This window comes from Nocardia pneumoniae NBRC 100136 (assembly GCF_000308755.1).
Lineage (GTDB): Bacteria > Actinomycetota > Actinomycetes > Mycobacteriales > Mycobacteriaceae > Nocardia > Nocardia pneumoniae.
Genome location: NZ_BAGF01000072.1, coordinates 1 through 25,131, shown reverse-complemented (window position 1 = coordinate 25,131; position 25,131 = coordinate 1). Strand labels below are relative to the sequence as shown.

At 68.7% G+C, this 25,131-nt stretch carries 25 protein-coding genes and 3 pseudogenes; 7 read left to right on the top strand and 21 right to left on the bottom strand.

All coding sequences use genetic code 11. The annotated features are described in order from the left end of the window. Positions 1-83: 83 nt before the first annotated feature. Positions 84-1,439, bottom strand: coding sequence for a sensor histidine kinase (locus ON34_RS23295; protein WP_040782986.1), 1,356 nt, complete (start codon positions 1,437-1,439; stop codon positions 84-86). A gap of 10 nt (positions 1,440-1,449) precedes the next feature. Beyond that, positions 1,450-2,163 carry a response regulator transcription factor gene (locus ON34_RS23290; RefSeq protein WP_040782983.1) on the bottom strand — a complete coding sequence of 238 codons (714 nt, stop codon included), beginning with the start codon at positions 2,161-2,163 and terminating at the stop codon, positions 1,450-1,452. Between the two features lie 635 nt (positions 2,164-2,798). Between ON34_RS23290 and ON34_RS36240 the strand changes: the two genes are divergently transcribed. After that, a complete protein-coding gene (locus tag ON34_RS36240) occupies positions 2,799-2,948 on the top strand; it encodes a hypothetical protein (RefSeq protein ID WP_157172381.1) in 150 nt (49 codons plus the stop codon). Between the two features lie 60 nt (positions 2,949-3,008). Beyond that, positions 3,009-3,981: pseudogene (locus ON34_RS34890) on the top strand (IS256 family transposase); the annotation flags it as partial. A gap of 22 nt (positions 3,982-4,003) precedes the next feature. On the opposite strand, the pseudogene ON34_RS38800 reads toward ON34_RS34890, so the two are convergent. The 3 genes and pseudogenes from ON34_RS38800 to ON34_RS23275 all read right to left on the bottom strand — a co-directional run. After that, positions 4,004-4,177, bottom strand: a pseudogene (locus ON34_RS38800) (IS5/IS1182 family transposase); the annotation flags it as partial. Between the two features lie 114 nt (positions 4,178-4,291). Further along, positions 4,292-4,576 (bottom strand): annotated as a pseudogene (locus ON34_RS38795) (IS5/IS1182 family transposase); the annotation flags it as partial. 110 nt (positions 4,577-4,686) lie between these two features. After that, a complete protein-coding gene (locus tag ON34_RS23275) occupies positions 4,687-5,823 on the bottom strand; it encodes a GDSL-type esterase/lipase family protein (RefSeq protein WP_040783048.1) in 1,137 nt (378 codons plus the stop codon). Between the two features lie 110 nt (positions 5,824-5,933). Between ON34_RS23275 and ON34_RS23270 the strand changes: the two genes are divergently transcribed. Continuing rightward, positions 5,934-6,407, top strand: a complete 474-nt coding sequence (locus ON34_RS23270; RefSeq protein ID WP_040782981.1) for a MarR family winged helix-turn-helix transcriptional regulator — start codon at positions 5,934-5,936, stop codon at positions 6,405-6,407. 3 nt (positions 6,408-6,410) lie between these two features. Here ON34_RS23270 and ON34_RS23265 read toward each other — a convergent pair whose 3' ends face one another. The 5 genes from ON34_RS23265 to ON34_RS23245 all read right to left on the bottom strand — a co-directional run bounded on the left by ON34_RS23265 (position 6,411) and on the right by ON34_RS23245 (position 11,919). Then, positions 6,411-6,623 carry a hypothetical protein gene (locus ON34_RS23265; protein ID WP_051023009.1) on the bottom strand — a complete coding sequence of 71 codons (213 nt, stop codon included), beginning with the start codon at positions 6,621-6,623 and terminating at the stop codon, positions 6,411-6,413. 66 nt (positions 6,624-6,689) lie between these two features. Beyond that, a complete protein-coding gene (locus tag ON34_RS23260; RefSeq protein WP_040783043.1) occupies positions 6,690-8,660 on the bottom strand; it encodes a 5-oxoprolinase/urea amidolyase family protein in 1,971 nt (656 codons plus the stop codon). A 77-nt stretch (positions 8,661-8,737) separates the two neighbouring features. After that, positions 8,738-9,352, bottom strand: a complete 615-nt coding sequence (locus tag ON34_RS23255) for an urea amidolyase associated protein UAAP2 (RefSeq protein ID WP_040782978.1) — start codon at positions 9,350-9,352, stop codon at positions 8,738-8,740. Then, positions 9,349-10,101, bottom strand: coding sequence for a DUF1989 domain-containing protein (locus ON34_RS23250; RefSeq protein WP_040782975.1), 753 nt, complete (start codon positions 10,099-10,101; stop codon positions 9,349-9,351). The genes ON34_RS23255 and ON34_RS23250 overlap by 4 nt, the downstream gene beginning before the upstream one ends. 282 nt (positions 10,102-10,383) lie before the next feature. After that, complete coding sequence (locus ON34_RS23245; RefSeq protein WP_040782972.1) at positions 10,384-11,919, bottom strand: amino acid permease; 1,536 nt, start codon at positions 11,917-11,919, stop codon at positions 10,384-10,386. 220 nt (positions 11,920-12,139) lie between these two features. Between ON34_RS23245 and ON34_RS23240 the strand changes: the two genes are divergently transcribed. Further along, positions 12,140-12,811 (top strand): TetR/AcrR family transcriptional regulator, encoded by a 672-nt coding sequence (locus ON34_RS23240; protein WP_040782971.1) that lies wholly within the window; start codon positions 12,140-12,142, stop codon positions 12,809-12,811. Positions 12,812-12,850: 39 nt separating this feature from the next. Here the strand turns inward: ON34_RS23240 and ON34_RS23235 are convergent, their stop codons facing one another. The 6 genes from ON34_RS23235 to ON34_RS23210 form a co-directional block, all read right to left on the bottom strand. Continuing rightward, positions 12,851-13,381 carry a hypothetical protein gene (locus tag ON34_RS23235; protein ID WP_040782968.1) on the bottom strand — a complete coding sequence of 177 codons (531 nt, stop codon included), beginning with the start codon at positions 13,379-13,381 and terminating at the stop codon, positions 12,851-12,853. Positions 13,382-13,474: 93 nt separating this feature from the next. After that, entirely contained in the window at positions 13,475-14,275 is an 801-nt protein-coding gene (locus ON34_RS23230) for a family 1 encapsulin nanocompartment shell protein (protein WP_040782966.1), read from the bottom strand. Further along, complete coding sequence (locus ON34_RS23225; protein ID WP_040782963.1) at positions 14,272-15,324, bottom strand: Dyp-type peroxidase; 1,053 nt, start codon at positions 15,322-15,324, stop codon at positions 14,272-14,274. The genes ON34_RS23230 and ON34_RS23225 overlap by 4 nt, the downstream gene beginning before the upstream one ends. Before the next feature lie 58 nt (positions 15,325-15,382). Then, positions 15,383-15,709: a cupin domain-containing protein gene (locus ON34_RS23220; RefSeq protein WP_040782960.1), complete on the bottom strand. Its 327-nt coding sequence runs from the start codon at positions 15,707-15,709 to the stop codon at positions 15,383-15,385. A 363-nt stretch (positions 15,710-16,072) separates the two neighbouring features. After that, positions 16,073-16,579, bottom strand: a complete 507-nt coding sequence (locus ON34_RS23215) for a dihydrofolate reductase (RefSeq protein ID WP_040783042.1) — start codon at positions 16,577-16,579, stop codon at positions 16,073-16,075. 52 nt (positions 16,580-16,631) lie between these two features. Further along, complete coding sequence (locus tag ON34_RS23210; RefSeq protein ID WP_051023008.1) at positions 16,632-17,459, bottom strand: thymidylate synthase; 828 nt, start codon at positions 17,457-17,459, stop codon at positions 16,632-16,634. Between the two features lie 37 nt (positions 17,460-17,496). Between ON34_RS23210 and cobF the strand changes: the two genes are divergently transcribed. Continuing rightward, positions 17,497-18,240 (top strand): precorrin-6A synthase (deacetylating), encoded by a 744-nt coding sequence (gene cobF, locus ON34_RS23205; RefSeq protein WP_040782957.1) that lies wholly within the window; start codon positions 17,497-17,499, stop codon positions 18,238-18,240. Between the two features lie 96 nt (positions 18,241-18,336). Further along, a complete protein-coding gene (locus ON34_RS23200) occupies positions 18,337-19,206 on the top strand; it encodes an Fpg/Nei family DNA glycosylase (RefSeq protein ID WP_040783037.1) in 870 nt (289 codons plus the stop codon). A gap of 77 nt (positions 19,207-19,283) precedes the next feature. On the opposite strand, the gene ON34_RS23195 is transcribed toward ON34_RS23200, so the two are convergent. From ON34_RS23195 to pdxR, 4 genes are read right to left on the bottom strand one after another with little or no spacing between them, the layout of a single operon-like run. Beyond that, positions 19,284-20,795, bottom strand: coding sequence for a carboxylesterase/lipase family protein (locus tag ON34_RS23195; RefSeq protein WP_040782954.1), 1,512 nt, complete (start codon positions 20,793-20,795; stop codon positions 19,284-19,286). Positions 20,796-20,808: 13 nt separating this feature from the next. Continuing rightward, positions 20,809-22,245 carry a dihydrolipoyl dehydrogenase family protein gene (locus ON34_RS23190; protein ID WP_040782951.1) on the bottom strand — a complete coding sequence of 479 codons (1,437 nt, stop codon included), beginning with the start codon at positions 22,243-22,245 and terminating at the stop codon, positions 20,809-20,811. Positions 22,246-22,253: 8 nt separating this feature from the next. Continuing rightward, positions 22,254-22,499 carry a DUF2630 family protein gene (locus ON34_RS23185; RefSeq protein WP_040782950.1) on the bottom strand — a complete coding sequence of 82 codons (246 nt, stop codon included), beginning with the start codon at positions 22,497-22,499 and terminating at the stop codon, positions 22,254-22,256. After that, positions 22,496-23,881: a MocR-like pyridoxine biosynthesis transcription factor PdxR gene (gene pdxR / locus ON34_RS23180; RefSeq protein WP_040782948.1), complete on the bottom strand. Its 1,386-nt coding sequence runs from the start codon at positions 23,879-23,881 to the stop codon at positions 22,496-22,498. Before pdxR ends, ON34_RS23185 begins: the two co-directional genes overlap by 4 nt. Before the next feature lie 80 nt (positions 23,882-23,961). Here pdxR and ON34_RS23175 point away from each other — a divergent pair, with 80 nt between their 5' ends. Next, entirely contained in the window at positions 23,962-24,654 is a 693-nt protein-coding gene (locus ON34_RS23175) for a pyridoxamine 5'-phosphate oxidase family protein (protein ID WP_040782946.1), read from the top strand. A gap of 123 nt (positions 24,655-24,777) precedes the next feature. Here the strand turns inward: ON34_RS23175 and ON34_RS23165 are convergent. Next, a partial coding sequence (locus ON34_RS23165) for an MspA family porin (RefSeq protein WP_040782941.1) occupies positions 24,778-25,131 on the bottom strand: 354 nt, incomplete at its 5' end.

Genomic DNA, 25,131 nt, shown 5'->3' with positions numbered 1-25,131 from the left:
CCACCGCTACGAGTCGGGGGATGGTCTTGTCGGCGAACCGGCCCCGTGGGAAAACTCGGCAGCCGACCCACCGACCGGGACCGTCATTGCGCCGGATCTTCAACGAATTTGCCGGTCGGTCCGATGTGTCGGTCGGTGATGTCCATGACCAGTCTGGCGCCGCCGAGTGGGCTATCGGTGAAATGGGTGTGACCATGGTGGAGTTCGGCTTGCTGGGCGATGAGGGCCAGCCCCAGTCCGGAGCCGTCGTGTTCGGCGTTGCTGCCGCGGTAGAAGCGTGCGAATACCGCGTCGCGTTCGTCGTCGGGGATTCCGACTCCGTTGTCGTCGATGATGATGGTCACTCGGTCCGAGTTGCGGCGGGCGGTGAGGTGGACGGTGGTGGCGCGACCGTGTCTGACGGCATTGGTGATGGCGTTGTCGAGGGCGAGCCGGATACCGGAGGGCAGGCAGGTGAAAGGCAGTGGTGGTTCGCTGCAGACGTCGATCACGAGGTCGGGGTGGTGGCGGCGGGCGTCGCGGGCGGCCTCGTCGGCGATGTCGACAAGATCGACCGTGATGCGGTTGCCATTGTGGCGATCGAGTTCACCGGAGGCCAGTTGTTCGAGTGCGGTGAGGGTGGATTCGATGCCGGATTGCTTGCGGAGGATATCGTCGATGATGTGCGTGCGCTGTTCGCGTGGCAGGTCGAGGCCGCGCATGACTTCGAGATCGGTGCGCATCGCGGTGAGCGGGCCACGCAGTTCGTGGCCGGCGGTGGCGGCGAAGGTCCGGGCAGTCTCCAGGGCATCGTGTGTTCGGCCCTGTGCATCGGTGATGCATGTGAGCAGGTGGGCAATGGCAGCGGACAGTTCGCTCGCTTCGCGGACCGTGTTGTCCGTGCCCGTGAGGTCAGGTGTCGGTGCCCCTTGACTGATCCGGTGGGTGAGATCGACGAGGGGGAGCACGGCACGCCCACCCAGGTACCAGCCGAGGCTGCTGGCGATGAGAACCGCCACCGCGCCGGTGACGAGTACGCGGCGTTGCTGCCTGCGGGTGACGGCTTGGGCGCGTTTGATAGGCAGGGCCACAGAGATCGAAACCGAGTGTCCTTCCCTGGGGACGGTGACGGTTTTGACGCGGTACCTTGCGCCGTCGATATCTATCAATGCGTAGCCGTCGGGCAGCTCGGGCAGTCGTGTGGTGGAAGAGGTGACGATGCCGTTCTCGCGGATGGTGACGGCGGCCGCCCCGGCGTCGTCGACGTGGCCGAGGAATTGCCGGGCCGTGTCGGCGTTGAGTTCGAGAAGCCGGGCAGCAGTATCGAGTTGCCCGTCGAGTTGGCGCACATTGGAGCGCGCGACCGCTACCGAGAGAAAACCGGCCAGCGCGGTGACGGTGATAACCGCGCCGAGAGCGGTGGCCAGCGCGACGCGAGTGCGGAGGGACAGCATGCGCATGGTGAGTGGCTCAATCGGCGCGTAGCACGTATCCGATGCCGCGGACAGTGTGGATGATGCGTGGTCCACCCTCGGTCTCGAGTTTGCGGCGCAGGTAGCTGACGAAAACGTCGACCACGTTCGTGTCGGTGACGAAGCTGTAGCCCCACACGGCGTCGAGCAGTTGCTCACGAGACTGCACGACGCCGTGGTGGGTGGCCAGCGCGGTCAGCAATTCGTGTTCACGGCGAGTCAGCCTTATTTCGCGGCCCGCGAGATATACGCGCCAGCCGACAAGGTCGATATGGAGAGAGCCGATGGTGATCGACTTGACGCGGTCCGCATTGGGCCGGTCGGCGCGGCGGCGGAGCAGGGCGCGGAGCCGGGCGGTGAGTTCGCCGAAGACGAACGGCTTGATCAGATAGTCATCGGCCCCGGCCTCTAGCCCCACGATGCGGTCGTTGGGGGTGTTGTGGGCGCTGAGTACGCAGATAGGGACATCATTGTCCGCGGCGCGCAGTGCCGCGATCACGCCCATGCCGTTGACGCGCGGAATCTCGATATCGAGTACGACCGCGTCGGGCTCGTATTCGGCACACGACCGGATCGCCTGCACTCCGTCGGAAGCGGTGACCACTGCAAATCCGGACAGCTCCAGGGCGCGTTGCAGCGAATCACGCACATTGCGGTCGTCGTCGACAACCAGCAGCCGATATTCGGTTGCGGAGTCGGTCTGGCACGACACAGCGGCTTTCTCCTTGTCTTATTGCTCTATGTCCGGCAAGGTGATGAAACACCGTAGCGCGCCATTTCGTTAACTGCCTGACACGGATGGTGCCCAAGCCGATCACCAGGAGAAAGCCGGAAGGGGCCCGATGAGATCCGGAGGGTCGGTGAACGGCCGCGGGCACCCCGGCCCCGAGCTGGCCCTGGCCAAGGAGGCCATCGAGGTCAGCTTGCGAGCGGCCGACGCTGCACGGCTGCGCCACCAGCCAGGTGCACATCGCTCTGTCTGTCGAGTATCTATCGCAAACGTGTGTTGTGGACTCGAGCCATGGATCGCGATCCGTATCGACGGTTGTCGCGACTAGTTGTACTTTTCTGGCACGGGGCATCCGCGCATACCAACTGTTCCTCTCATGCCGTCTCGGGCGGGCGATGTACGAACTCGGAGTTGTTGTCCTTAGTAGAGCAGGATGATTCTTATCCTAGAGGAATCTAGTTGAAAATTCAAACACTTTCTGACCTTCATGCCAGAGTTTCACCATTCTTACGTTTGCTCAGAGCTCAGGATGGCCTATGCCGGGGGAGTGTCCTTCGCTTCTCTGTCAAGCGGCCATGGTCTGCCGGCTTCGCCGGTTGGGTTCAGCTGGGGGGCGAGTGCCAGCGCAGCGGGGTGATGGTGTGGTGCTGCTCAACGGCGCCGCCGTGTACAACAACGCCGCTGACCCGGACAACGACCTCGACGCGGTGATCGCGAGCAATGATCAGGACCTGTGGATGACGGGAAGGACGCACCTTCCCGGATGATCTATCAGTCCGAATTCTTGATCATGCCGGCGCGCCAACGCCGGTCGGGAAGGTACGTCCGTGTTCACGGCAGTTCAGAGCATCTCCGTCGCCGACGAGGAGGCCGGGTCGACCCGGTCGTTGCTTGATGAGATCGTCCGCGACGGTGCCCGGCAGATGCTGGCCGCCGCGTAGAAGGGCGAGGTCGCCGCCTATGTCGCCCAGTTCGCCGACCAGCTCGACGAGAACGGCCACCGTCTGGTGGTCCGCAACGGCTACCACGCCGAGCGGGAAGTCCTCACCGCGGCGGGCGCGGTGCGGGTGAAAGCGCCCCGGGTGAACGACAAGCGTGTGGATCCGGTAACCGGTGAGCGGTAGCGGTTTTCCTCGGCGATCCTGCCCGCTTGGGCGCGGAAGTCGCCGCAGGTCACCAAGGTGCTGCCGCTGCTGTATCTGCACGGGCTATCCACCGGGGACTTCGGCCCGGCATTGGAGCAGTTCCTTGGCTTCGGTGCCGGGCTCTCGGCGGCGTCGATCACCCGGTTGACCGGCCAGTGGACCGACGAGGCCCGCGCGTTCGCCGGCCGGGACCTCTCGGGCACCGATTACGTGTGTTTGTGGGTCGACGGCATCCACACCACGGTGCGTCTGGAGCAGGAGAAACTGTGCCTGCTGGTGATGATCGGCGTGCGGACCGACGGCCGCAAGGAACTTGTCGCTATCAGCGACGGGTTCCGCGAATCGCACGAGTCGTGGGCGGATCTGCTGCGCGATTGCCGCCGCCGCGGCATGCGCGCGCCGGTGCTCGCGGTCGGTGATGGGGCGCTGGGGTTCTGGAAGGCGGTGCGGGAAGTATTCCCCGAGACGCGGGAACAGCGCTGCTGGTGGCACAGAAGCCGTAAAGTATCAACGTGTTGTTCTGTGGATCAATGCATTTTTCGCCACCCTCCGGCTGCGCACGAAAGTCACCAAGGGACCAGGCTCCCGCGCGGCCGGAATCGCCATGGCCTACAAGCTGATCGAGGCCGCCCCATCCCGCTGGCGCAAGGTCAACCTGTTAGGACCGGTCTAAGAACTCAGTTCAGAATGAGTTTGCGGAGGCAGATGACCGAGCAGGCAAGGCTGAGTGGGGCGTGGTGGATGTCGGCGCGGCGTTCGTAGCGGGTCCTGAGGCGTTTGAACGCGTGTAGCCACGCGGAGGTCCGTTCCACCGGCCAGCGGACCGTGCCGAGTCCGGAACCGTGGGCGGAGTGCGGCGGGCGAGCCGGGCTTGCCGCGGTCGACCGGGCTGGGGTCGGTGTGATCCCCCCTTTGAGAGCCCGCAGGTGCGAGGAGTCGACAAGCGCGTTCGACAGCTCCAGCTACCCAGTGGCACGCAGTTCGCTCAGCAGCTGTTCATGCAGCCGCTGCCACACGCCCGCTTGGTGCCATTCGGCCAGCCGCCGCCAGCAGGTCGCGCCGGAGGCTCCCAACAGTCCGGTCGGCAACTGGTTCCAGCCGATGCCGGTGCGGGCAACGAACAGGATGCCTTCCAACGCCGCTCGGTCGCCGCTCCGCCGACGGCCGGGATAGCGAAACCGCCGCTGCCGCACCGGAATCAATGGCTCCAGCCTCGTCCACAACGCATCAGTCACCACTTCATCAGCCACAGCAACAGCCTCAAACACCTTGCACGGCACACCGAACCGACGCGCCTACTCATTCTGAACTGAGTTCTTAGTGGACGATAGGTCGCAGCGGCGCGTACCGAGCTCTGGTATCAACCGAAAAGTGCTGCAATATCGATGGTCTCGGCCATCGCGCGGGCGCCCGCGTCATTGAGGTGCATGCCGTCACCGCTGTCGAATTCGGGCCGGATGAAATCGGGTCGCTCCGGGTCTTCGACTGCCCGCGCCACGTCGAATACCGAGTCGAAAATGTCGGTACCGCGCAGCCATTCGTTCACGCGGCGGCGAGTGGGCAGCGTCTCGGCGATGGTCACACCCTCGTAGATGCACCCGGCATAAGGTCCGATCGTCGCGGCGTGAATGGGGAGTCCGGCCGCGTGGGCGCGGTGCGCGAGGGCGGAGAAGCCCGCGATCAGTTCGTCGGCGGTCGCGGGCGGCTGGCCCGCCATGCCGCCGAGAATCAGGTCGTTGATGCCGAAGTTCACCAGGACGCTCGTCACGCCGGGCACGGTGAGGGCGTCGCGGTCGAAGCGCTCCAGGCCGGGCTCGCCGATCTCCGGGGTCAGCAGCCGATTTCCGGAGATGCCCTGGTTGACCGCCCAGCCGTGGTCCAGCCGCGCGTTGAGGTAGTCCACCGAGCGGTGGTTGGCGCCGATCGTGGTGCCGAAGCCTTCGAACCAGGAGTCGCCGAACGCGACGGCCACCGGCGTTGCCGCTGACGCGAGCACGTCGACACCGGCGACGTAGAACCGCGTCGAGACCTCCTCCTCGGCGGAGAGCGCGGCGTCCGATACGACGTTTCCGGCGGCGACGTAGGCGATTTCGCCGGGCTGCTGGGAGAAGGTCGCGAGACCGGTGGGGCCGGGCAGGTACAGGCTCAACGCCAGGTCCGTGCCCGCCGACGCGGTGAACTCGACCGGATCGCTGACGGCCTCGCCACCCGTCGGGACGACCACCCGCTCGGCGCCGTCGAAGCGCAGCGCCGTGTCGGTCTCGGCGACGATCTCGCTGCCCGTCTTGTGTATCGCCACCCGGGCCGCGTCGACGACCAGCGGAGTCTTCCCATAGCGGTTGGTGAGCGTGATCCGCAGCTGCGTGCCGCCGCCCGCCAAGCGCAGCACTTGCCGCACGGTCTGGTCGGTGAACGCGCGCGACTCCGCGAGTTTGATCTGCTCGTCCGGATTGATCACGCCGGAGCGGAATCCGGCGATCCAGGCGTTCTGCGACATGGTGACCTCCATTAATTGACGTGAGGAATATTGCGTAGGCAAATTTCTACTGCGATTTATTCCTCTTGTCAACTATCCGCGTGGCAAGCATCCCGGGTACTCTGCCCGGTATGGACGCCACCGACCTGTTCGAGGATCCACGCCTGACCACCATGGGCCTGCTGTTCGAGGCGCACGCCGGTGTGGTGGCCAAGCTGGAACCGGTCTGGAAAGCACACGGGTTGTCCGGTCTGGACTTGAACGCGCTTACGCGGTTGAGTCGTTCGCCGGGGCGACGGCTGCGCATGTCGGCGCTGGCGGTGCAGACCTCGCTGTCCACCAGCGGTGTCACCCGATTGGTCGATCGGCTGGCCAACGCCGGTCTGGTCGAACGCGAGCTCGATCCGGAGGATCGGCGCAGCGCCTACGCGGTGCTCACCGAGGCGGGCGCGGCACGGCTCGCGCAGGTGCTACCGGACTATCTCGCCGCCATAGACCGCTGGTTCGTCGGGTTGCTGTCGCCCGCGCAGCTGGAGGCGTTGGTCGAGGCGCTGCGGATCGTTCGTGACGCGTCCAATCCGGAGGCCACCTTCGGTGTGAGTTGATCGTCAGTCCGCGGATTCGGCGAGCAACCGTTCCAAGCCGTCGAGAACGAGCTCGAGACGGAACGAGAAATCGGCGATTCCGGTGTGCTTCCGATCGATCACCAACTGGGCCAGCGCGCTCATGTGGGGATACTGGGCAGCCGGGATACGAGGCAGGAATTCGCGTGCGGCGGAGGCGTACTCGGACGGTGCGAGCGGGAAGTTCAACTCCTGCAAGGTGGACCACAGTCTCGGGCATGGCTCCCTTGGACGGGAGCGCCATGTCCGAGGGCCAGCAGTCAACTAGACGGTGAGCTCGCCCGCCGATCGCCAGGAGTTGCGTTCGGCGGTAAAGGCTTCCGCTTGCCGCGCGCGGAAGAGTCCGATGGATTCAGCGTTGTCGGCGAGGAACTTCCGGTAGTCCGCCAGGCGGAATTCCCCGTCCTCGGCCCGGACCCGGACGTTGCCCGCGGCGAAGTCGGCGCGCAGGTCGAGGAGTTCTTCCGCCTCGACCTGGTACCAGCGGATGCGGTCGAAATATCGCAGCAACCAGGGTGTTTCGGTTCCGGAGGCGGCCCGATCGGCACCTGGCGGCAGCGCGGGCGGCGCGGCGCGGTGATTCCACACCTGGGTGGTGCGCCCGACGAACTGGTAGCCGCCCGGTCCTTCCATGCCGTACACGCACAGGTAGGCGCCGCCGATGCCGACCGCGTTCTCCGGGGTCCAGGTGCGGGCCGGGTTGTACTTCGTGGTGACCAGCCGGTGGCGGGGGTCGGTGGGGGTGGCGACCGGCGCGCCGAGGTAGACGTCGCCGAGTCCGAGCACCAGGTACTCGGCCCCGAATACGGTGTCGTAGACATCGGAGACGGTGTCCAAACCGTTCATGCGACGAATGAACTCGATGTTCCACGGACACCACGGCGCGTCGGCGCGAACGCCGTGCATGTAGCGGGTGATCGCCTCGCGCGTGGACGGGTCGTCCCAGGACAGCGGCAGGTGGACGACGCGGCTCGGCACCACGAGCTGGTCGGAAGCGGGAAGCAGCGCCTCGGCCTCGGCGAGCAGGTCGAGCAGCGCGGGCACCGGCAGGACGTGCGGATCGACCCGGATCTGCAACGAGCGGATGCCGGGCGTCAGTTCGGTCACCCCGCGCACGCGAGCCGCCAGCAAATGCTGGTGCAGGGCGTGCACGCGGGCTCGCAGGCCCAGATCCAAGGTCATGGCGCCGTATTCGACGAGCACCCCGTCGTCGCCCGCGCGGCGGTAGGTCACGGCGGTCTCGTCATCCACGTCGGCGCGGCGCAGCACGCCGTCGTCAGCGTCGCCGCCCGCCGACAGCACGGTCGGCCACACGGCCCGGCGTGCGGTCCCCAATTCCCGGATCGAGGCGGCGCGGTCGCCGCGGACGAGCACGAAACGCACGGTGTCGCCGGGGGACAGCTGGCCGAGCTTCCAGCGGTCGGCCGCGACGACGGTGACCGGGCAGACGAAACCGCCCAGGCTCGGCCCGTCGGGGCCGAGCAGGATGGGGGTGTCGCCGGTGAAATCCAGCGCGCCCACCGAATACGGCGTGTCGTGGATATTGGACGGGTGCAGCCCCGCTTCGCCGCCATCCGTGCGAGCCCATTCCGGCTTCGGGCCGATCAGCCGGACGCCGGTGCGATCGGAATTGAAGTGCACCTCGTAATCGGTTCCGACCACGGTGGCGAAGTCGGCGCGGGTGAAGAATTCCGGTGCGCCGTGCGGCCCTTCGGTGACCGCGAGTTCCCAGCTCCGAGTCAGCACGGGCTGTTCGTCCATCGGGACGGCCGCGGCGACCCGGCCGTGGTGCGGGCCCAGCGGAAGCGCTTCACCGGCGCGTAGCGCCGCGCCGGTACTGCCGCCGAACCGGCCGAGCGTGAACGTCGCCGCGCTGCCGAGGTATTCGGGCAGGTCGATGCCGCCCGCGATCAGCACGTAGCAGCGCATGCCCGGCCCGCGCACGGCCCCCACGTCCAGCATGCCGCCCGCGGGCACCCGTACCGTGCGCCACTGCGGCGCACGGATGCCGTCCACGGTTACCTCGGTCGGAGCGCCGGTGACGCACACCCAGGTCGCCGCGGTGAACCGGAGCGCCGGACCGTCCAGGGTGCATTCCAGACCGGCTGCGCCCTCGTCGTTGCCGAGCGCTCGATTGCCCAGCCGGAACGACAGGTCGTCCATCGGTCCCGACGGCGGGACGCCGACATGCCAGTAACCGACCCGTCCGGGCCAGTCCTGCACGGTGGTCAGCATCCCGGGACGAACGACCTCCACCGTCGACTCCGTTTCGGTGGGAAGCGATTCGCTCCCCACCGCGAGGTGGGCGACGGTCATCGCGACACCACCATGCGCACCGGGGTCGGATCGAAGCCATTGCACGGGTTGTTGATCTGCGGGCAATTGGAGACCAGCACCAGCGTGTCGATCTCGGCGCGCAGCGTGACCCGCTTGCCCGGCGCGGACAGGCCGTCCACGATCCCCAATGTGCCGTCCGCCTCGACCGGGACGTTCATGAACCAGTTGATGTTCGACACCAGGTCTCTTTTGCCGAGTCCCCAGCGCAACCCTTCGGCGAGGAAGTTCTCCACACAGGCGTGCTGGTGGCGGGTGTGGTGGCCGTAGCGCAGCGTGTTGGACTCCTGTGAGCAGGCGCCCGCGATGGTGTCGTGATTGCCGACCTCGTCGGCCACGACGGTCATCAGCGCGGTTCCCGCGTCGGTGCGCAGCACGCTGCCGGTGGTGAGGAAGATGGTGCGCTGCGCGGCGACCGTGGCCTGCGCGCTATAGCGCTCGGTGTGGTCGGCCGCCGAGTACAGCAGGCAGTCCACCGCCTGGTTGCCGTGCAGATCGATGATCTCCCAATGGTCGCCCGCGCGGACCACGGTGGACCACGGGGAGCGGGCGGGGACGGTCTCGTCGAGCACGACGGTGCGAGCCGTGGTCATGCGGTTGCCTCCAGAGTCAGTGCGGCCGTCCATGCCTGTTCGGTGTTGTGCACGGCCCGTCGGTATTCCGGGTCCTCGTTGACGGTCGCGGCGAGGTCTTCCGGGGCGGCCCACGCCACGACGTCGAGATCCGTCGCGGGCCGCTCGTCCAGCGGGTGCGCGGCGTTGGCGACGAGCACGGTGACCGGGAGGTGCACCAGCAGATCCACCGAAGCACCGGGTGCGGCGCTGCCGGTGGCGGTGAGTGTTCCGTCCGGCCGCACCCGGACACCACGGAAGAACGAGACCGTCGGCCCGATGTCGCGTGGTTCGAGTCCGTGTTTGGCGCCTGCCAGCCGCAGTTGGGCGCGGGCCTGGGCGGTGGGGCCGCAGAGCGTGTCGTGGTGGCCGGACGTGTCGGCGAGCACGGTCGCCAGGACGCGTCCCTGATCCGACAGCAGCGGGTGGCCGTCGCCCAGGTACGCCTGCCACGGCACCTTGACCGTGTCGGCGACGTTCAGGCGCTCCCACGGCGCGTCGGTGCGCACCAGCAGCAGGTGCGCGCAGGCCGCGCCCGCCGGGTCGGACAGGCGAATGCGGGTGCCGCGGCCGAGCGCGACGTTCGCGTAGCTACCCGCCGGAATACGGTGGGCAAAGGTGATTCTCGATGGTGCGATCGTGGCGGGCAGATCGGGGCCCGCGATGGTCGCCGCCGCGGCTTGCGATCGTGCGTGCGCCCGTGCGCCGGATGTGTCGGCGGTGCTTGTCACGGTGTTTCCTTTCGTGCGCTGTTTGTGCTGGATGCGATCTCGCGTCGAGGCAGACGCGCGCCCGGCGGGGTGACAGGTCATCGAGAGGCATATTCCGTCCGTGCTCTCGACCACTTGCGGCTGCTGTCCTCGAGGGATCGCATTCGTGGGCGTTCGACCGGAGTCCCACGAGTCGCGGGATGGTCGGGCACTGACGAATTCGTGCTGCGGTGCCTCACCGGAGCCGCATGACTGAGGGCTAGGTGCGGCGGTGTCCTTTGGTCCACCGCCGCACCGGGGCGATCAGGCGGGTTGCGGTGCCGGTTCCAGGCTTTCGGCGCGACGCGGTCCGCCGACCACGAGGCGATGCGCCAGCACGCCGACACCGAGCACAAGCAGCACGAAAAGCGGTCCGGCCCAGAGCATCCACCAGCCGCCGCCATTCGGCGTGTAGACCTCCGCGCGCGGCCAGGCGAGGTTCACCACCATGGCGATGCCCCAGACCACGGCGAGTGCGTTGACCGGAATGCCGAAGCGGCCCAGGCTGAACAGCCGCGCGTCGGTGCCCGGGTCGGGCAGCCCGGCGAACCGCCGGACCAGCAGCGGCACCGTCACCAGCAGGTACGCCAGGTACAGCGTGACGATGCAGACGCTGGCCAGGGTCGCGAAAACGGCGGCGTTGCCGACGTTGAGCAGCAGCAGGCCGATGCCGAGCGCGCCGATCACGACGGCGGGCAGCACGGGGGTGCCGTAGCGCGGGTGCACCGCGGCGAGCCTGCGTGCGAACGGCAGTTTCCCGTCCCGCGCCATGGAGAACATCAACCGCGAACCCGCGGTCTGAATCGCCAACGTGCACACGGTGATCGCGACCGCGACGCAGCCCAGCAGCACCTTGCCCGCCGGGCTGTCCAGCTTGGCGGTGAGCACGTAGGCCAGGCCGTCGGCGGCCAGTGCGCCATCGGACAGGCTCGGCGCTGCCATCAGCGCACCGAGCAACATGAGGCCGCCGCCCAGCGCCGAGACCGACAGCGCGGTGAGAATGGTGCGCGGTGCGACGCGGCGCGGGTTCTTCGTCTCCTCGGAAAGCTCACCGGCGGAATCGAATCCGACCATCACATACGCGGCCATCAACCCCGAGACCAAGAACGCGGCCCAGTAGGGACCGGGCGCGGCCTGGTCGGTGTGCAGCACCACGCCGGGACCGCGCTCGGTGGTGGTGAAGAACAGCGCGATGATCGCGAGGACGCCGATGATCTCGACGGTGACGCCGATCGAGTTGATCCGTGCCATCAGGTCGATGCCGATCACGTTGATCACCGTGGTGAGCACCAGCAGAATGCTGCCGAGCAGCACGGCGTTGGTCGCGCCGGACGGCGAGGTGAGCGCGGTGTCGGTGCCGACGAGCTGGAATCCGCTCCAGATCGAGGGCAGCACCACCTGTAGCGCGATCGCCGCCGCGGCGGCCGTGACGATCTGCGCGATGATCATCATCCAGCCCGCGAACCAGCCGACGAGCTCGCCGCCGAGCCGCCGGGACCACTGATAAATGCAGCCCGAGATCGGATAGCGCGCGGCGAGTTCGGCGAAGTTCAGCGCCACCAGGAACTGTCCGGCGAACACGATCGGCCAGGTCCAGAAGAAGGCGGCTCCGCCGAACGAATAGCCGAAGCCGAAGAACTGGAAGATCGTGGTGAGGATGGAGACGAACGAGAAGCCCGCCGCGAACGAGGCGTAGCGGCCGAGCTTGCGATGCAGGACGGGCTGATACCCGAATGTGGCGAGGTCGGCGCTGTCGCCGCTGAGGTCGGAGGATGGGGTCGGGGCGAGGGTGGTGGCCATGGGCGGTCCTTCGGCGTGCGGCCAATAACTATCAGACGATAGTTTTATGGTCGCGATCGCGCTTTCGGTGACCGCCGTGTATCGCTTCGGGGACCCGCGGTAACTTCTGTGTTGCCGGTATTTCTATCAAGTGACAGAAATCGCGCCGCGTTCCGTGCGCAAACCGACCGGACGGCTACCGCGCCGCGGCGGCCCTGCGGCTACCTGCCAGAATGGCGGCGTGACTAACCTCGGTCCCGGCCGTCCGCGCGTCGCCCAGCGACGACGCCGTGGACAAACGCCGCGTGCCGAAATCCTCGATGCCGCAGGCGAGCTGTTCACCACCAACGGCTACGCCAACACCTCCACGCGTGCGGTCGCCGATGCCGTCGGCATCCGGCAGGCCTCGCTGTATCACCACTTCGCCGCCAAGGACGACATCCTCGACGCGTTGCTCGCCGAAACCATCGCGCTGCCGATCGAGTTGGCCGAACGACTGCGCGAGGAGCCAGAGCAGGTGCACGTGCGGCTGTACGCGCTGGCCCGGTTCGACGTGCGGCAGCTGTGCGCGTCGCGCTGGAATCTCGGTGCGCTGTACCTGCTGCCGGAGCTGCGCACCGAGCGCTTCGCCGCGTTTCGCCTGCGCCGCGACGAATTGCGCGGGCACTACGAGACATTGGCCGCCCAGGTGCTGGCCGAAGGCGGCGGCGCGAGCACCCCGGGCGCGGAACTGTTGCCGTTCCGTTTGGTGGAGACCGTGATCAGCATCCGCTCCGACGAGGGCGCCGCGCCCGCCTACGCGGAGCAGACCATCCCGGGGGCGGTGCTGCGCACGCTCGGCTGGCTCGGCGACCTGGACACGATCAGTGCCGAGGCGACCGAACTGCTCGACCGCCTGGCGCTGCCCGAGTGACGGTCACGACTTGCCTTCGCCCCGCACCCGGTTCAGGCCTCAGTGCGTCGGCGGCGCGAGCTGCCAGTGCTCCTGCAACGCGCCCGCGATCTGCGGAAGCACGGTCACCGGAATCCGCTTGCGGCGCAGGATCGCCCGGATCTCCGTGACCTGATCGCGTTTGCGCATGTCGTAGGCACCGGCGATCGGGCGGACCACCGGTGGGATGGACAGCAGGACCAGCTCGCCGTGCGGTTCGTCGCCACCGGACAGGTCCAAGGCCAGCGACCAGCGGGCGCGTTCGTCCAGGGTGAAGCGTCCGGCCACCACCCGATCCCACGAGATGCTGGAGACAGCCCACGGTGTGCGCCGGTAGATGGCATGGTCGGTGAGCACGACCACGTCCCTGGTGAACAGCGCGGCCAGCACCGCCACCCCGACGACCGCACCGGCCAGCAGTCCGGTGAATACCCGGTGCACACCGAACGCGACGACGAACGAGCCGCAGATCGTCACGGTCGCCAGGATGCCGAGCACGCTGTAGAGCGCCGCCCGCTGCGTCGGGACCACACCTGCCCGCACCGTTGTCATCTCATCTACCCACCTCTGGTGCATTTCCGGCACACGCTACCGCCGCTGGGCACACCCGGTGATTCCCACCCGTGGCCGCCCGCGGGCACCGACTCACACGGTCAGCGCGACAGCCGCTTCCGCTGTGTACACGAGGAACGTCAGGCTCTGCTGGAAGTACAGCTGGACCGACGTGGCGTCGTGCGACAGGTAGCCGATGGACAGGTCCTGCCCGATGCGCAGATCGAAGTCGCCGCCGCGGGTGGTGAGCACGATCGCGCCGGTGATGGCGGGCGCCCAGATGATCTCGCCCTCCGGGATCAGGCGTTCGATGTGGGTGCGGATCGGATGGCCGTGATCGGAGGTCTCGCTGACCGCGGTGTACAGCTCGGCGCTGAGCAGCACCGAGTACGGCCCGTCGACACCGGCCAGCCGCAATGCGCTCAGCGCCTGGGCGATCGCCTCCGGCACCTGCCGCGGGTCGCTGGGCACCGTGATCGCCTGGTTGGAGGAACTGGCCCGGATGCCGGTGATGTGCGCGGCCGGGTACCCCTCGAAGATCGCGCGATCCTCGGCGAAGGCGATCTTCTTCGCGGCGTCCTTCACCGGGTCGAGGTCGGTGTCCTTGGCGCCGCGCTCGACATTGTCGAGTTCCTCGCGGGACAGCGTGAACGGCACCCGCAGTTCGACCAGCGGCGCGACCACCCGCCTGCGGGCGAGCACGCCTTCGCCGGGCGCCTCGATCGCGGTGGTGTGCCCGGTGCCGACCCCGGAGTAGTCGATGCCGTGTGGACCGGACAGGTCGACGACGCGGCGGCCGGCGATGTGCCGTTTGAAGGTGCGCGTCGCCTCCTCCTCGATGGCCGCCCATGCCTCGGAGGTGATCGGCGCGAGTTCGCGATGGAGGTTGTTCATGACCGGGTGCTCCTTTTCAACGTGCCGATGCCGAGTGAGCCGTCCCCCGCAAGCGCGGCGGCGCCGGACGGACCTGCCGGACCGGCGCCATCGAGGGATACCGCGGCTTCCGGCGTCTCCCACGGCGCCGGCGGCAGATCCTCGAGGAAATCGACGGTGGGGGCGAAGAACGAGGTCCCGGTGACGGCGACGGAGAAATCCAGGAGCCGGTCGTAGGCGGCCTCGTCGGTGCCGAGGAACATGCGGGTGAGCATGCGCTCGATGACGCTCGGCGTGGCCGCGTAGGCGATGTAGTAGGTGCCGAACTCGCCGTCACGCACGCTGCCGAACGGCATGTTGGCGCGCACGATCTGCCGCTCGGTGCCGTCCGGATCGATCAGCGTGTTGACCGCGACGTGCGAGTCGGCGGGCTGATCCTCATCGGACAGTTCGAAGTCGTCCAGCTTGGTGCGGCCGATCACGCGCTCCTGCTCCTCGACCGACAGGGCCCGCCACTCCTCCAGCGGGTGGGTGTACTTCTGCACGGTCACGTAGCTGCCGCCGGCGAACCGCGGGTCCTCGTCGCCGACCAGCGCCGCGGCGACCGCGGCGCGCCCTTCGGGGTTTTCCGTGCCGTCCACGAAGCCGAGCAGGTCGCGCTGCTCGAAGTAGCGGAAGCCGACGGTCTCGTCCACGATGGTCGCCGCGTCGGCGAGCCGGTCGGCGATGGCCATGGCCAGCTCGAAACAGGCGTCGTGCACCTGGGCCCTGAGATGGAACAGCAGGTCGCCCGGTGTCGCGGGCGCGGTGTGGCGCTCGCCGGCGAACCCGGGGAATTCATGCAGCTCAGCGGGTTTGGGCCCGGCGAAGAGCCGGTCCCAGGCGGCGGAGCCGATCGACGTGACGCAGCTGAGACCGGCGCCGGGCAGACGGAAGCCCACCGAGCGGCGCAGGCCGTTGATGTCGGCGAGCAGATCGCGCACCGTCGCCTCGCCACCGTCGTCGATCGTGGCGACCAGGAAGATGGCGGCCGGTGTGAGCGGTTCGAGGATCGGCTGCGGCTCTCCCATGATCGACACACTAGTGCTCGACCGGCACCGCCGCCGGGCTGACCCACACGCGTGGCTACTACTTGGCCACCGTCAACAGGAACGCGACGTCGTCGACCGCCTTGACGCTGTGCCGCGCCTTGGGCACCACGATCAGGTCGCCCGCCGACCCCTTCCATTCGTTGGCGCCGCTGATCAGCGTCAGCGTGCCGCTGAGCACCAGCAGGGTGGCCTCGCCGTAGTTGTCGTGCTCGGCCAGGCTCTGCCCGGCCGTCAAGCCGACCACCGTTTGCCGCAGCGCGTGCGTATGACCGCCGTAGATGGTTTGTGAACTGCGTCCGCTCGTGGCGGTGGCAGCCAACTTCAGTTGTTGGCGCGCGACCGCAGTCAGCGATTTCTTGTCCATGGACCGCCTTTCGCAGATCACCACAGCCGATGCCGGGCTGGTGGCAACGGCTCGAGGCGCGCGGACGGAGGAAGGTCCGGCCGCCGCATATCGAGGAGTATGCCCGACACCGCCGCGGCGCGGGTCCGGTTTGACGGGCACCGACGCCGTACGGTGTGTTGCGCGGGCTGCCCTCCGCGGTGCCGCTGGCCCATTTCCCCGCTCAGCCCCGGCGCGCCGGGGATCGGGCGTTGTCCGGCGCTGCCTCGTGATGCGGCTGCGTCGGCATTGGTTGGGACGGCCGGGAGGCGTGCAGGGGCTTAGATCGGCGGTGCCAATGGTCCTGCGGACATAGCTCGATTGGGCAGAGCTGCTGCGGACACGTTATTCGGCAGCGGAGCCCGCGCGGGTGTAGTGCCGGATGCGGAAGCGCAGTCCCGTGGTCGAGGTCCGCCAGGGCTCCGGCTCGTCGGGCCGCCATTCCGGCCCGATCGCGGGTGCGTAGGCGTCGCCCTGGACCGCGGTGTCGATCTCGGTGACGCACAGTTCGGTCGCGAAATCCAGCGCCGCGCGGTAGATCTCGCCGCCTCCGGCGACCCACACGGTGTGGGACCCGCAGCGGGACAGCGCCTCGGGCACCGACGCGACGCGCTCGGCGCCTTCCGCCGCCCAGTCGGGCTGCCTGGTCACCACGATATTGCGGCGGCCGTCGAGCGGACGGAACCGAGGCGGCAGCGAATCCCAGGTCCGCCTGCCCATCACCACGGGATGGCCCCAGGTGACCTCCTTGAAGTGCGCCATGTCCTCGGGCAAGCGCCAGGGAATGGTGTTGCGGAAGCCGATCACTCCGTCGAGGGTCTGCGCCCAGATCAGCCCGATCGTGCGGGTCACGACTCCGCCTCGGCGGCGCTCGGCTCCGTCCTGCACCGCGGCTGTCTCCGGTTCACACGGCCACCGGGGCCTTGATGGCCGGATGATGCCGATAGCCGACTACTTCCACGTCCTCGTAGCGGTAGTCGAACAGCGTCGGCGCGGGACGCAGCCGCAGCGTGGGGAACGGGTAGGGCTCGCGGGTCAGCTGCTCTGCCACCTGCTCGGAGTGGTTGTCGTAGATGTGGCAGTCGCCGCCGGTCCAGATGAAATCACCGGGCGTGAGCTCGGTCTGCTGCGCGATCATGTGGGTGAGCAGCGCGTAGCTGGCGATATTGAACGGGACGCCGAGGAACAGGTCGGCGCTGCGCTGGTACAGCTGGCAGGACAGTTTGCCGTCGGCCACGTAGAACTGGAAGAACGCGTGGCAGGGAGCCAGCGCCATCTTGTCCAGATCGGCCACGTTCCACGCGGACACGATGATGCGCCGGGAATCCGGGTCGGTGCGCAGGGTCTGCAGCACCTGGGCGATCTGGTCGATATGGGTGCCGTCCGGCGTCGGCCACGACCGCCATTGCACGCCGTAGACCGGGCCGAGCTCGCCGTTGGCGTCGGCCCATTCGTCCCAGATGGAGACGCCGTGCTCGCGCAGCCAGCCGATGTTGGAGTCGCCGCGCAGGAACCACAGCAGCTCGTAGACGATCGACTTCAGATGCACCTTCTTGGTGGTGATCAGCGGGAACCCGGCCGAGAGGTCGTAGCGCAACTGATGGCCGAAGACGCTGCGGGTTCCGGTCCCGGTCCGATCGGCCTTTTTCGTGCCGGACGTGAGCACCAGCCGCAGCAGGTCCTCGTACTGGGTGTCGGGGGTGGAAGCCGGATCGTGCGCGTCAGGGGCCACGCCTGGCAACTCTAGTCGTCCTGGCAAGCTCGCCCGCATGCGCAAGCTCTATGTGATCGGCATCGGCGCCGGAGATCCCCGCCAGGTCACCTTGCAGGCGGTCGACGCGATGCGGCAGGTGGACGTGTTCTTCGTGATCGGCAAGGGCGAGGCCAAGCGGGAACTGGTCGACGTGCGGACCGCGATCCTGGACGAGCACATGGACCGGGCGTACCGGACCGTGCCGATCGCCGACCCGCCGCGCGATCGCACGCCCGCGGACTACCTGGACGTCGTCGAGGACTGGCACGATCGCAGGTCGGCGCTGCTGGAATCGGCCTTCGCCGAGGTCGACGGGGTCGGCGGCATCCTGGTCTGGGGTGATCCCTCGCTGTACGACAGCACGCTGCGGATGATCGAGCGGGTGCTCGCGCGCGGCGTCGCGCGCTTCGATTACGAGGTGATTCCCGGCATCACCAGCGCGCAGGCGTTGGCCGCCCGCCATCGCATCGTGCTGCACGGAATCGGGGAACCCCTGCGCATCACCACCGGACGCCGCCTGCGCGAGGAAGGACTCGGCGCCGAGAACGCGCTGGTCATGTTGGACGGCGATTGCTCGTTCACCGCTGTTCCGGACGAGGACGTGCACATCTGGTGGGGCGCCTATCTCGGCATGCCGGACGAGACGTTGATCGAGGGTCCGCTGTCCGCGGTGCGGGACGAGATCGTCCGCCGCCGGACCGAGCTGCGCGACCGCAAGGGCTGGATCATGGACATCTATCTGCTGCGCCGCGGCGGGTGAGCGTCATCGAGCGGAGTCGAATGGTGGCTGCGGCAGTGACTCGAGCCGCCATTCGACTCCCGTGAGCTGTCGGTGCGGGTGGGTACGCTGGACCGCGTGCCCGAGCTGCCAGAAGTGGAGGCGTTGGCGCAGTTCCTGCGGGAGCATGCGGTCGGCGCGGTGGTCGGGCGTGTCGACGTGGCGGCGTTGAGCGCGGTGAAGACGTTCGAGCCGCCGGTGACGGCACTGTCCGGACGTGATGTGACCGGGGCGGGGCGCTGGGGCAAGTTCCTCGGCCTGGCATGCGACGGGCTGTGGCTGGTCACGCATCTGTCGCGGGGCGGGTGGCTGCGCTGGATCGACGAACCGAGCCCCACGCCGCCGAAGCCGGGCGGCAAGAGCCCGCTCGCGCTGCGGGTGCATTTCTTCACGCCGGAGGGGGCGACGCCCGCGTTCGACCTCACCGAGGCGGGCACGAAGAAGCGGCTCGCGGTGTACGTGGTGGAAGATCCCAAGGCGGTGCCCGGCATAGCGCGTCTGGGTCCCGACGCGCTGGAGGTGACCGAGGCGCAGTTCGCCGAGATCCTGCACGGCACCGCGCAGCGGATCAAGACCGCGCTCGTCGACCAAGCGTTGCTGGCCGGAGTCGGCAACGCCTACTCCGACGAGATCCTGCACACCGCGCGCATCTCACCGTTCGCGAACACGAAGACCCTGCCCGCCGACAAGCTGGCCGAGTTGTACGCCGCGACGCGCGAGGTGCTCACCGACGCGGTGCGGCGGTCGGTCGGCCAGGACGCCGCCCGCCTCAAGGGCGAAAAGCGTTCCGGCATGCGGGTGCACGCCCGCACCGGGCTGCCCTGCCCGGTCTGCGGCGACACCGTCCGCGAGGTCTCCTACGCCGAGCGGTCCTTCCAGTACTGCGCCACCTGTCAGACCGGCGGCAAGGTCCTCGCCGACCGGCGGATGTCCCGGCTCCTGAAGTAGTCGCGAGCGTCGGCGACTGCCGGGCTTCGGCAGCTGCCGCGTGCGGTGTCCACCGGTTGATGCACCAATGGGCAGAGTCAGGTCAGTGTCGGCACCTGAACGCCTTGCCAGGCGAGTCTCTTCGCCTGGTCCGGATCGTGTTCCACGCGCGTGGGGTAATCGATGATCAGAGTCGACCTGCGCGCCTCGGTATAGGCGGGCCAGGAGGGCAGCGGAGCGCCGGTGTTGGCGAAGGCGAGCCAGTTGTCCTGGAACTGCTCGGTGACCGCCCGCAGCCCGCGTCGACCGCCCGCGGCGGTCAGCGCTCGGCCGAAGGGGGAGTCGGCGGCGCCGAAGACCGGGATGAGGTCGGTGGCGTGCGTGGCGCCGAGTCCGGCCAGATGCAATGCGCGCGGGGCGAAGTCGTAGCGATAGGCGTAGGTCGGCGCGTGTCTGCTGTGGCCTTCCATGACGGTCAGCGAAGGACGCCAGAAGGTGAAATCGCCGCCGGCGCGTATCGCGGCCCTCGGCTGCGGATAGCCGGGATACGATGCGGCGATCCGGGATTCGACGCCCTCGCCGGAGCGGGCGAGCGCGGCGCGCAGCCGCCCGGGTGTGGTGGGCAGCTCGTCGGCGAACCTGGCGAACAGCGTTCCCTCGTCCCGGTTCGTGCCGATGATCAGCGGCACCCGCTGGGCGGAGCCTTCGACGATCGCGTCGATGGGGGACTGCGGCAGGAAGTCTCCGTCCACGACCGGACAGGCGGGGAAGACGCCCGGTTGTTCGCGCAGCACCTGGCCCAGGGTGCGGTCGACCGCGCGGCGGATGTCGTTGGCGCCCGCGGTGCGCAATGCGTCGCCCGCGTTCTCGGGCGTGGCGCCCAGCGCCGCGACGCAGCGGCGGGCGAAGGCGCGAGCCTCCTCGGCGGTCACCGCCCAGTCGGCGGGCGGGCTCTGCGAGATGGCACGGTGGAACAAGCCTTTCGCCGCCGGTGTGGCCATGAGGCCGAGCACGGCGTGTGCGCCCGCCGACTCGCCGAAGATCGTCACGTTGCCGGGATCGCCACCGAAGGCCGCGATATTGGTGCGCACCCACTCCAGTGCGGCGACCTGGTCGCGCAAGCCCAGATTCGAGTCGAACGGCTTCTCCGGCGTGCCGAACTCGCTGAAATCGACATAGCCGAATGCGCCCAGCCGGTAGTTCATCGACACCACGACCACATCGCCGCGCACCGCGAGCCGCGCGCCGGAATACAGCGCCAGCGCGGAGGTGCCGATCAGGTAGCCACCACCGTGGATGAAGACCAGCACCGGCCGCGGACGCGTGGCCGGGGTCGCGGGGGCGGTGACATTGAGTGTCAGCGCGTCCTCGCTGGTCGGCTGGTAGGCGCGCGGTCCGGTCCGCGCCCCGGAGCGATGCTGCATCGCGGCGGAGGTGAACTCCGTCGCCACCCGGACGCCGGACCACGGCCGCACCGGCTGCGGAGCGCGAAATCGCAAGTCACCCACCGGAGGAGCAGCGTAGGGAATGGACCGCCAGCGGAGTACGCGGCGGCCACGGCGACCGCGGACGACTCCATCGGCGGTCGCGATATCCGTTGATGCCACCATCCACCGATGGTAGCTACGCGCGCCGCGCCTCCAACAGGCGCAGCCAGAACTCGCTGACCGCGGGGAAAGCGGGCACCGCGTGCCAGAGGCGGGACAGCGGCACCCCGCCGACCACCGCGATGGTGGCCGCGTGCAGTTGCTCGCCCACGTCGGGGCCGACGAAGGTGGCGCCGAGCAGGGTGTCGGTGGCGCTGTCGATCACCAGCTTCGCGTGTCCGGCGTAGTCGTCGCGGGAGAGCGCGGAACCGGCCACCGCGATGTCGAGCTCGACGGTCTCGACCGCGTGGCCCGCCTCCAGGGCCGCGGCTTCGGTCAGGCCGACGGAGGCGACCTCCGGCGCGGTGAACACCACCTGCGGCACCCTGCCGTGGTCGGAGCTCGCGACGAACCGCGCGTCGTCCAGCGGCTTGCCCTCTGCACGCGCCGCGATCACGTCACCGCACACCCTGCCCTGGTACTTGCCCATATGGGTGAGCGCGGCGCGATGGTTCACGTCGCCGATCGCGTACAACCACCCGCCGTCGACACCGCGGGCGGTGAGGTGGTCGTCAACCGCCACATAGCCGTCGGGCAGTCCGACCGCGGCCAAGCCCAGCCCATCGGTGGCGGGCGCGCGTCCGGCCGCCACCACGAGTTCGTCCACCTCGAGGCTCGATTCGCCCTCCGGCCCGCGCAACCGCACCGTCACCGGATCGCCGTGTATCCACCCTTCGCCGGTGTCCTTCGCCACCGGGCGCTCCACGGCGGTCGGCTGCGTGCCGAACAGCACGCGCGCGCCCGCCGCCGTCAGTGCCGCGGCCACCCGCTCGCCCGCGAACGGTTCCGCCGCGGCCAGCAACGCCGAGCCGCGGACCAGCACGGTCACCTCGGCGCCGAGCGCGGCCAGCCAAGTCGCCGCTTCACAGGCCACCACGCCACCGCCGACGACGGCGACCCGGCGCGGGACCTCGTGCAGATTGGTGACGTCGCGAGACGTCCAGGGCAGCGCGGCGCGCAGGCCGGGCACGTCGGGGACATGGGCGACGGTGCCGGTGGCCAGTACCACGGCGTGCCTGGCGCGCAGCCGTCGTCCGTCGACGTCGACCAGGCGCTCCCCGGCCAGGCTCCCGGTGCCGCGCACCACGTCGACGCGGTTGTCCTTCGCCCAGTCGACCTGCGAGGAGTCGTCGTGGTCGTGCACGAACGCGTCGCGTCGTCGCAGGACCGCCGCGACGTCCAGGCCGTTCGCCGCGACACCCGGCATCGCCCGCGCGGCCGTCAGCACATGGCCCGGCCGCAGCAGGGCCTTGCTCGGGATACAGGCCCAGTAGGAACATTCGCCGCCGACGAGTTCGCGTTCCACGATGGCGGCCGTGCGATCGCTGCCCGCGATGGCGTAGGCGGCGGCGTTCTCACCCGCCGGACCGCCGCCGATCACGATGACGTCGTATTCGGTCGGTGTGCTCGACATGGCCGCGGCTACTGCAGGTAACCCTCGACCTGCGCGACGGAATTGGGCCCGACCGTGTCCGCGGACTCACCGAGGCCGAGCCGCGCCCTGCGGTGCCGCAGCAGGTCCCACGCCTGATCCAGCATCACTTCGAGTTCGGCCAAGCGCTGGCGTTCGGTCTTCGGGTCCAACTCGCCCCTGGTGGCCTGCGAGCGCAGCTCATGCTCCTGGTCGACCAGACTTTTGATACGCGCCAAGATGTCCTGTTCGCTCATGCGGACAATGCTACGGGTCGGGCCAGACAGTCGGCGGCGATCGGGACGGCGGCGACCAGATCCGGCCAGGGCAGCGCGGTGTAGCCGAGGGCGATGCCGAAATGGTCGCGGCGCGGGCCGAGATGATGCCTGGCCAACCCGTCGAGCGCGACGCCACGACGTTGGCCGGTCGCGACGACGCACTGCTCGGCGTCGGCCGAGGCCACCGGAACGACGACATGCGAACCGGCGTCGTCTCCGATCACGTCGAGCCCGCGCCGGCGCAGCTCGGTCACCACCAGCGCGCGCCGCGGTGGCACGGCACGGCGCAACCTGCGCAGATGCCTGGCCAGATCGCCGTGCGCGGCCAATGCCACCAGCACCTGCTGACCCGCCGGGCTTGGGCCGGTGCCGGTGCGGTCCCGGTGGGCGAGCACCGCCTCGGCGATCTCCGGTGCGGCCAGCAGCCAGCCAACGCCGAGGCCGGGCGACAGGATCTTGCTCGTCGTGCCCAAGTGGACGACCACATCGGGGGCCATGGTGGCGAGCAATGGCAGCGGCGCGGTGTCGTAGCGCAGTTCACCGTCGTAGTCGTCCTCGATGACGATGATCCCGGACCGCCGCGCGTACTCGATCAACTCGACCCTGCGGGCCGCGGGCATCCGGGCGCCGAGCGGAAACTGATGTGCCGGAGTGCAATACACCGCCTTGATCCCTGGCGGCAGCAGATCGACGCGCAGGCCGTGCGCGTCCACCGGAACCGGCAGCACATCGACACCGGCCGCCGCGAACGCGCCCGCGGCCCGCTGATAACCGGGGTCCTCCATGGCGACGGCATCACCGGGTCGCAGCAGTGCCGCCGCCAATTCGCCCACCGCTGAACTGGTTCCGGCGGTCGCCAGCAATGTGGTGGCGCTGCCAGCGCCGAGCCCACGGTGACGCAGCAGGTGCTCGGTGACCGCCGTGCGGAATTCCGGTTCACCCGCGCGGTCTTTGCGTACCAGCGGCGGGTGGTCGGCGGCGGCCCGCCAGGCGCGGCGCCACGCGGCCGGATCAATGGCCTCGATACACGGAGCGCCGGGGGCGAGGTCGAGTAGGTCCGGTGCGACGTCCGTGCGACGGGCCGCGGCCGCGGGCGCGGGTCCGACGGTGGGAGCGGTGGTCAGATACGTGCCGGAACCTCGTTTGCCGCTGATCCAGCCTTCCGCGTGGAGCTGGTCGTAGGCGGCGGCCACCACCGTGCGGCTGACGCCGAGTCGGTCGGCCAGCACGCGGGTGGACGGTAGCCGGTCGCCGCCGCGCAGCGGTCCGACGGTCGCCGCGTGCCGCAGCTGGTCCGCGATCTGTACCGCGAGCGGCTCCGGTCGGTCACGATCCAGCCCGAGAGGAAGGTCGTCCAGCATGGCTCCTCCTCGCAATGGACTGTTAGAATTCGGCTGAATTGGCACTTTGATAATGCCATTTGTGCCCCGATGCTGGGTTCATGACCGAATCAGCCAGCTCACGGACTCCACTCTCGCCGACACCGCGCAGCACGCCGACCCGGTACAAGGACCGCGCGCGCGCCGATCGCGCCGACCTGGACATGGTGCTCGACGCCGGGCTGGTCTGCCACCTGGGCGTCCTGCTCGGCGGTACGCCGGTCGTGCTCCCGACCATCTACGGCCGCGACGGTGACAGCCTCTACCTGCACGGTTCGACCGGCGCCGCCAGCCTGCGCGCGGCGATCACCCACGACGTCTCGGTGGCGGTGACCCTGGTCGACGGTGTGGTCTACGCGCGATCGGCCATGCACTTCTCGATGAACTATCGCTCGGCCGTCGTGCTCGGTCGCGCCGTCGAGGTGGCCGACCACGACGAACGGATGCACGGACTGCGCGTCATCGTCGAGCACGCCGCGCCGGGCGCTTGGCCGCGCGTGCGCCCACCGAACAAGAAGGAACTCGCCGCGACGAAAGTGCTCGCCCTGGATCTCACCGAAGCGTCGGTGAAGGTCCGCACCGGCGGCCCCGTCGACGACGCGGCGGATATCGAGGCGGGCGGCGTGTGGGCCGGTGTGCTGCCGCTACGTCAGGTGTGGGATGCGCCGATCGGCTCCGGCGATCTGGCGCCGGGCATCGACGTCCCGGACGATGTCCTGCGGCGGCGCGAATCGAGCCTGGTCCCGATCCGCTGACCGGCGAGTCGCCCTGGATTCGTGAAACACACGCCGCATTCACGTAATTCGCGACGCCGCTGGGTCATTCGCACGCGCTCGTGGCCGTGGGAGTAGGACGGGAAGCCCACGCCACGAGCGCGTTCAGAACACGAAGTGGGGGCCGTATCCCGTCGTTTGCGCGATGCCGTTGGTGGCCTCGACGCGCGCGGTGATGAACGGCATGGCCGAGGCCGGGGAGAGACATCCGTTGACATTCAGCGGGGTATTGCTGTGCGCGAAGGTGAAGGGGAAGGTCGAATCCTCGTCCAGGTCCGCCTCGGCGATCACCACGGCGGTCACGCTGCCCGGGGCAAGACTCACCGTGATCTCACCGCCGAGTTCCCCGTTGACACCGAAGCTGGTATCGAAACCGAGCGCAACGCTGGGAGCGACGATGACGGGGAAATCCTCGATCATCCCGAACTCGTTGAGCCCGCCGAAGTCGATCGCACCGAG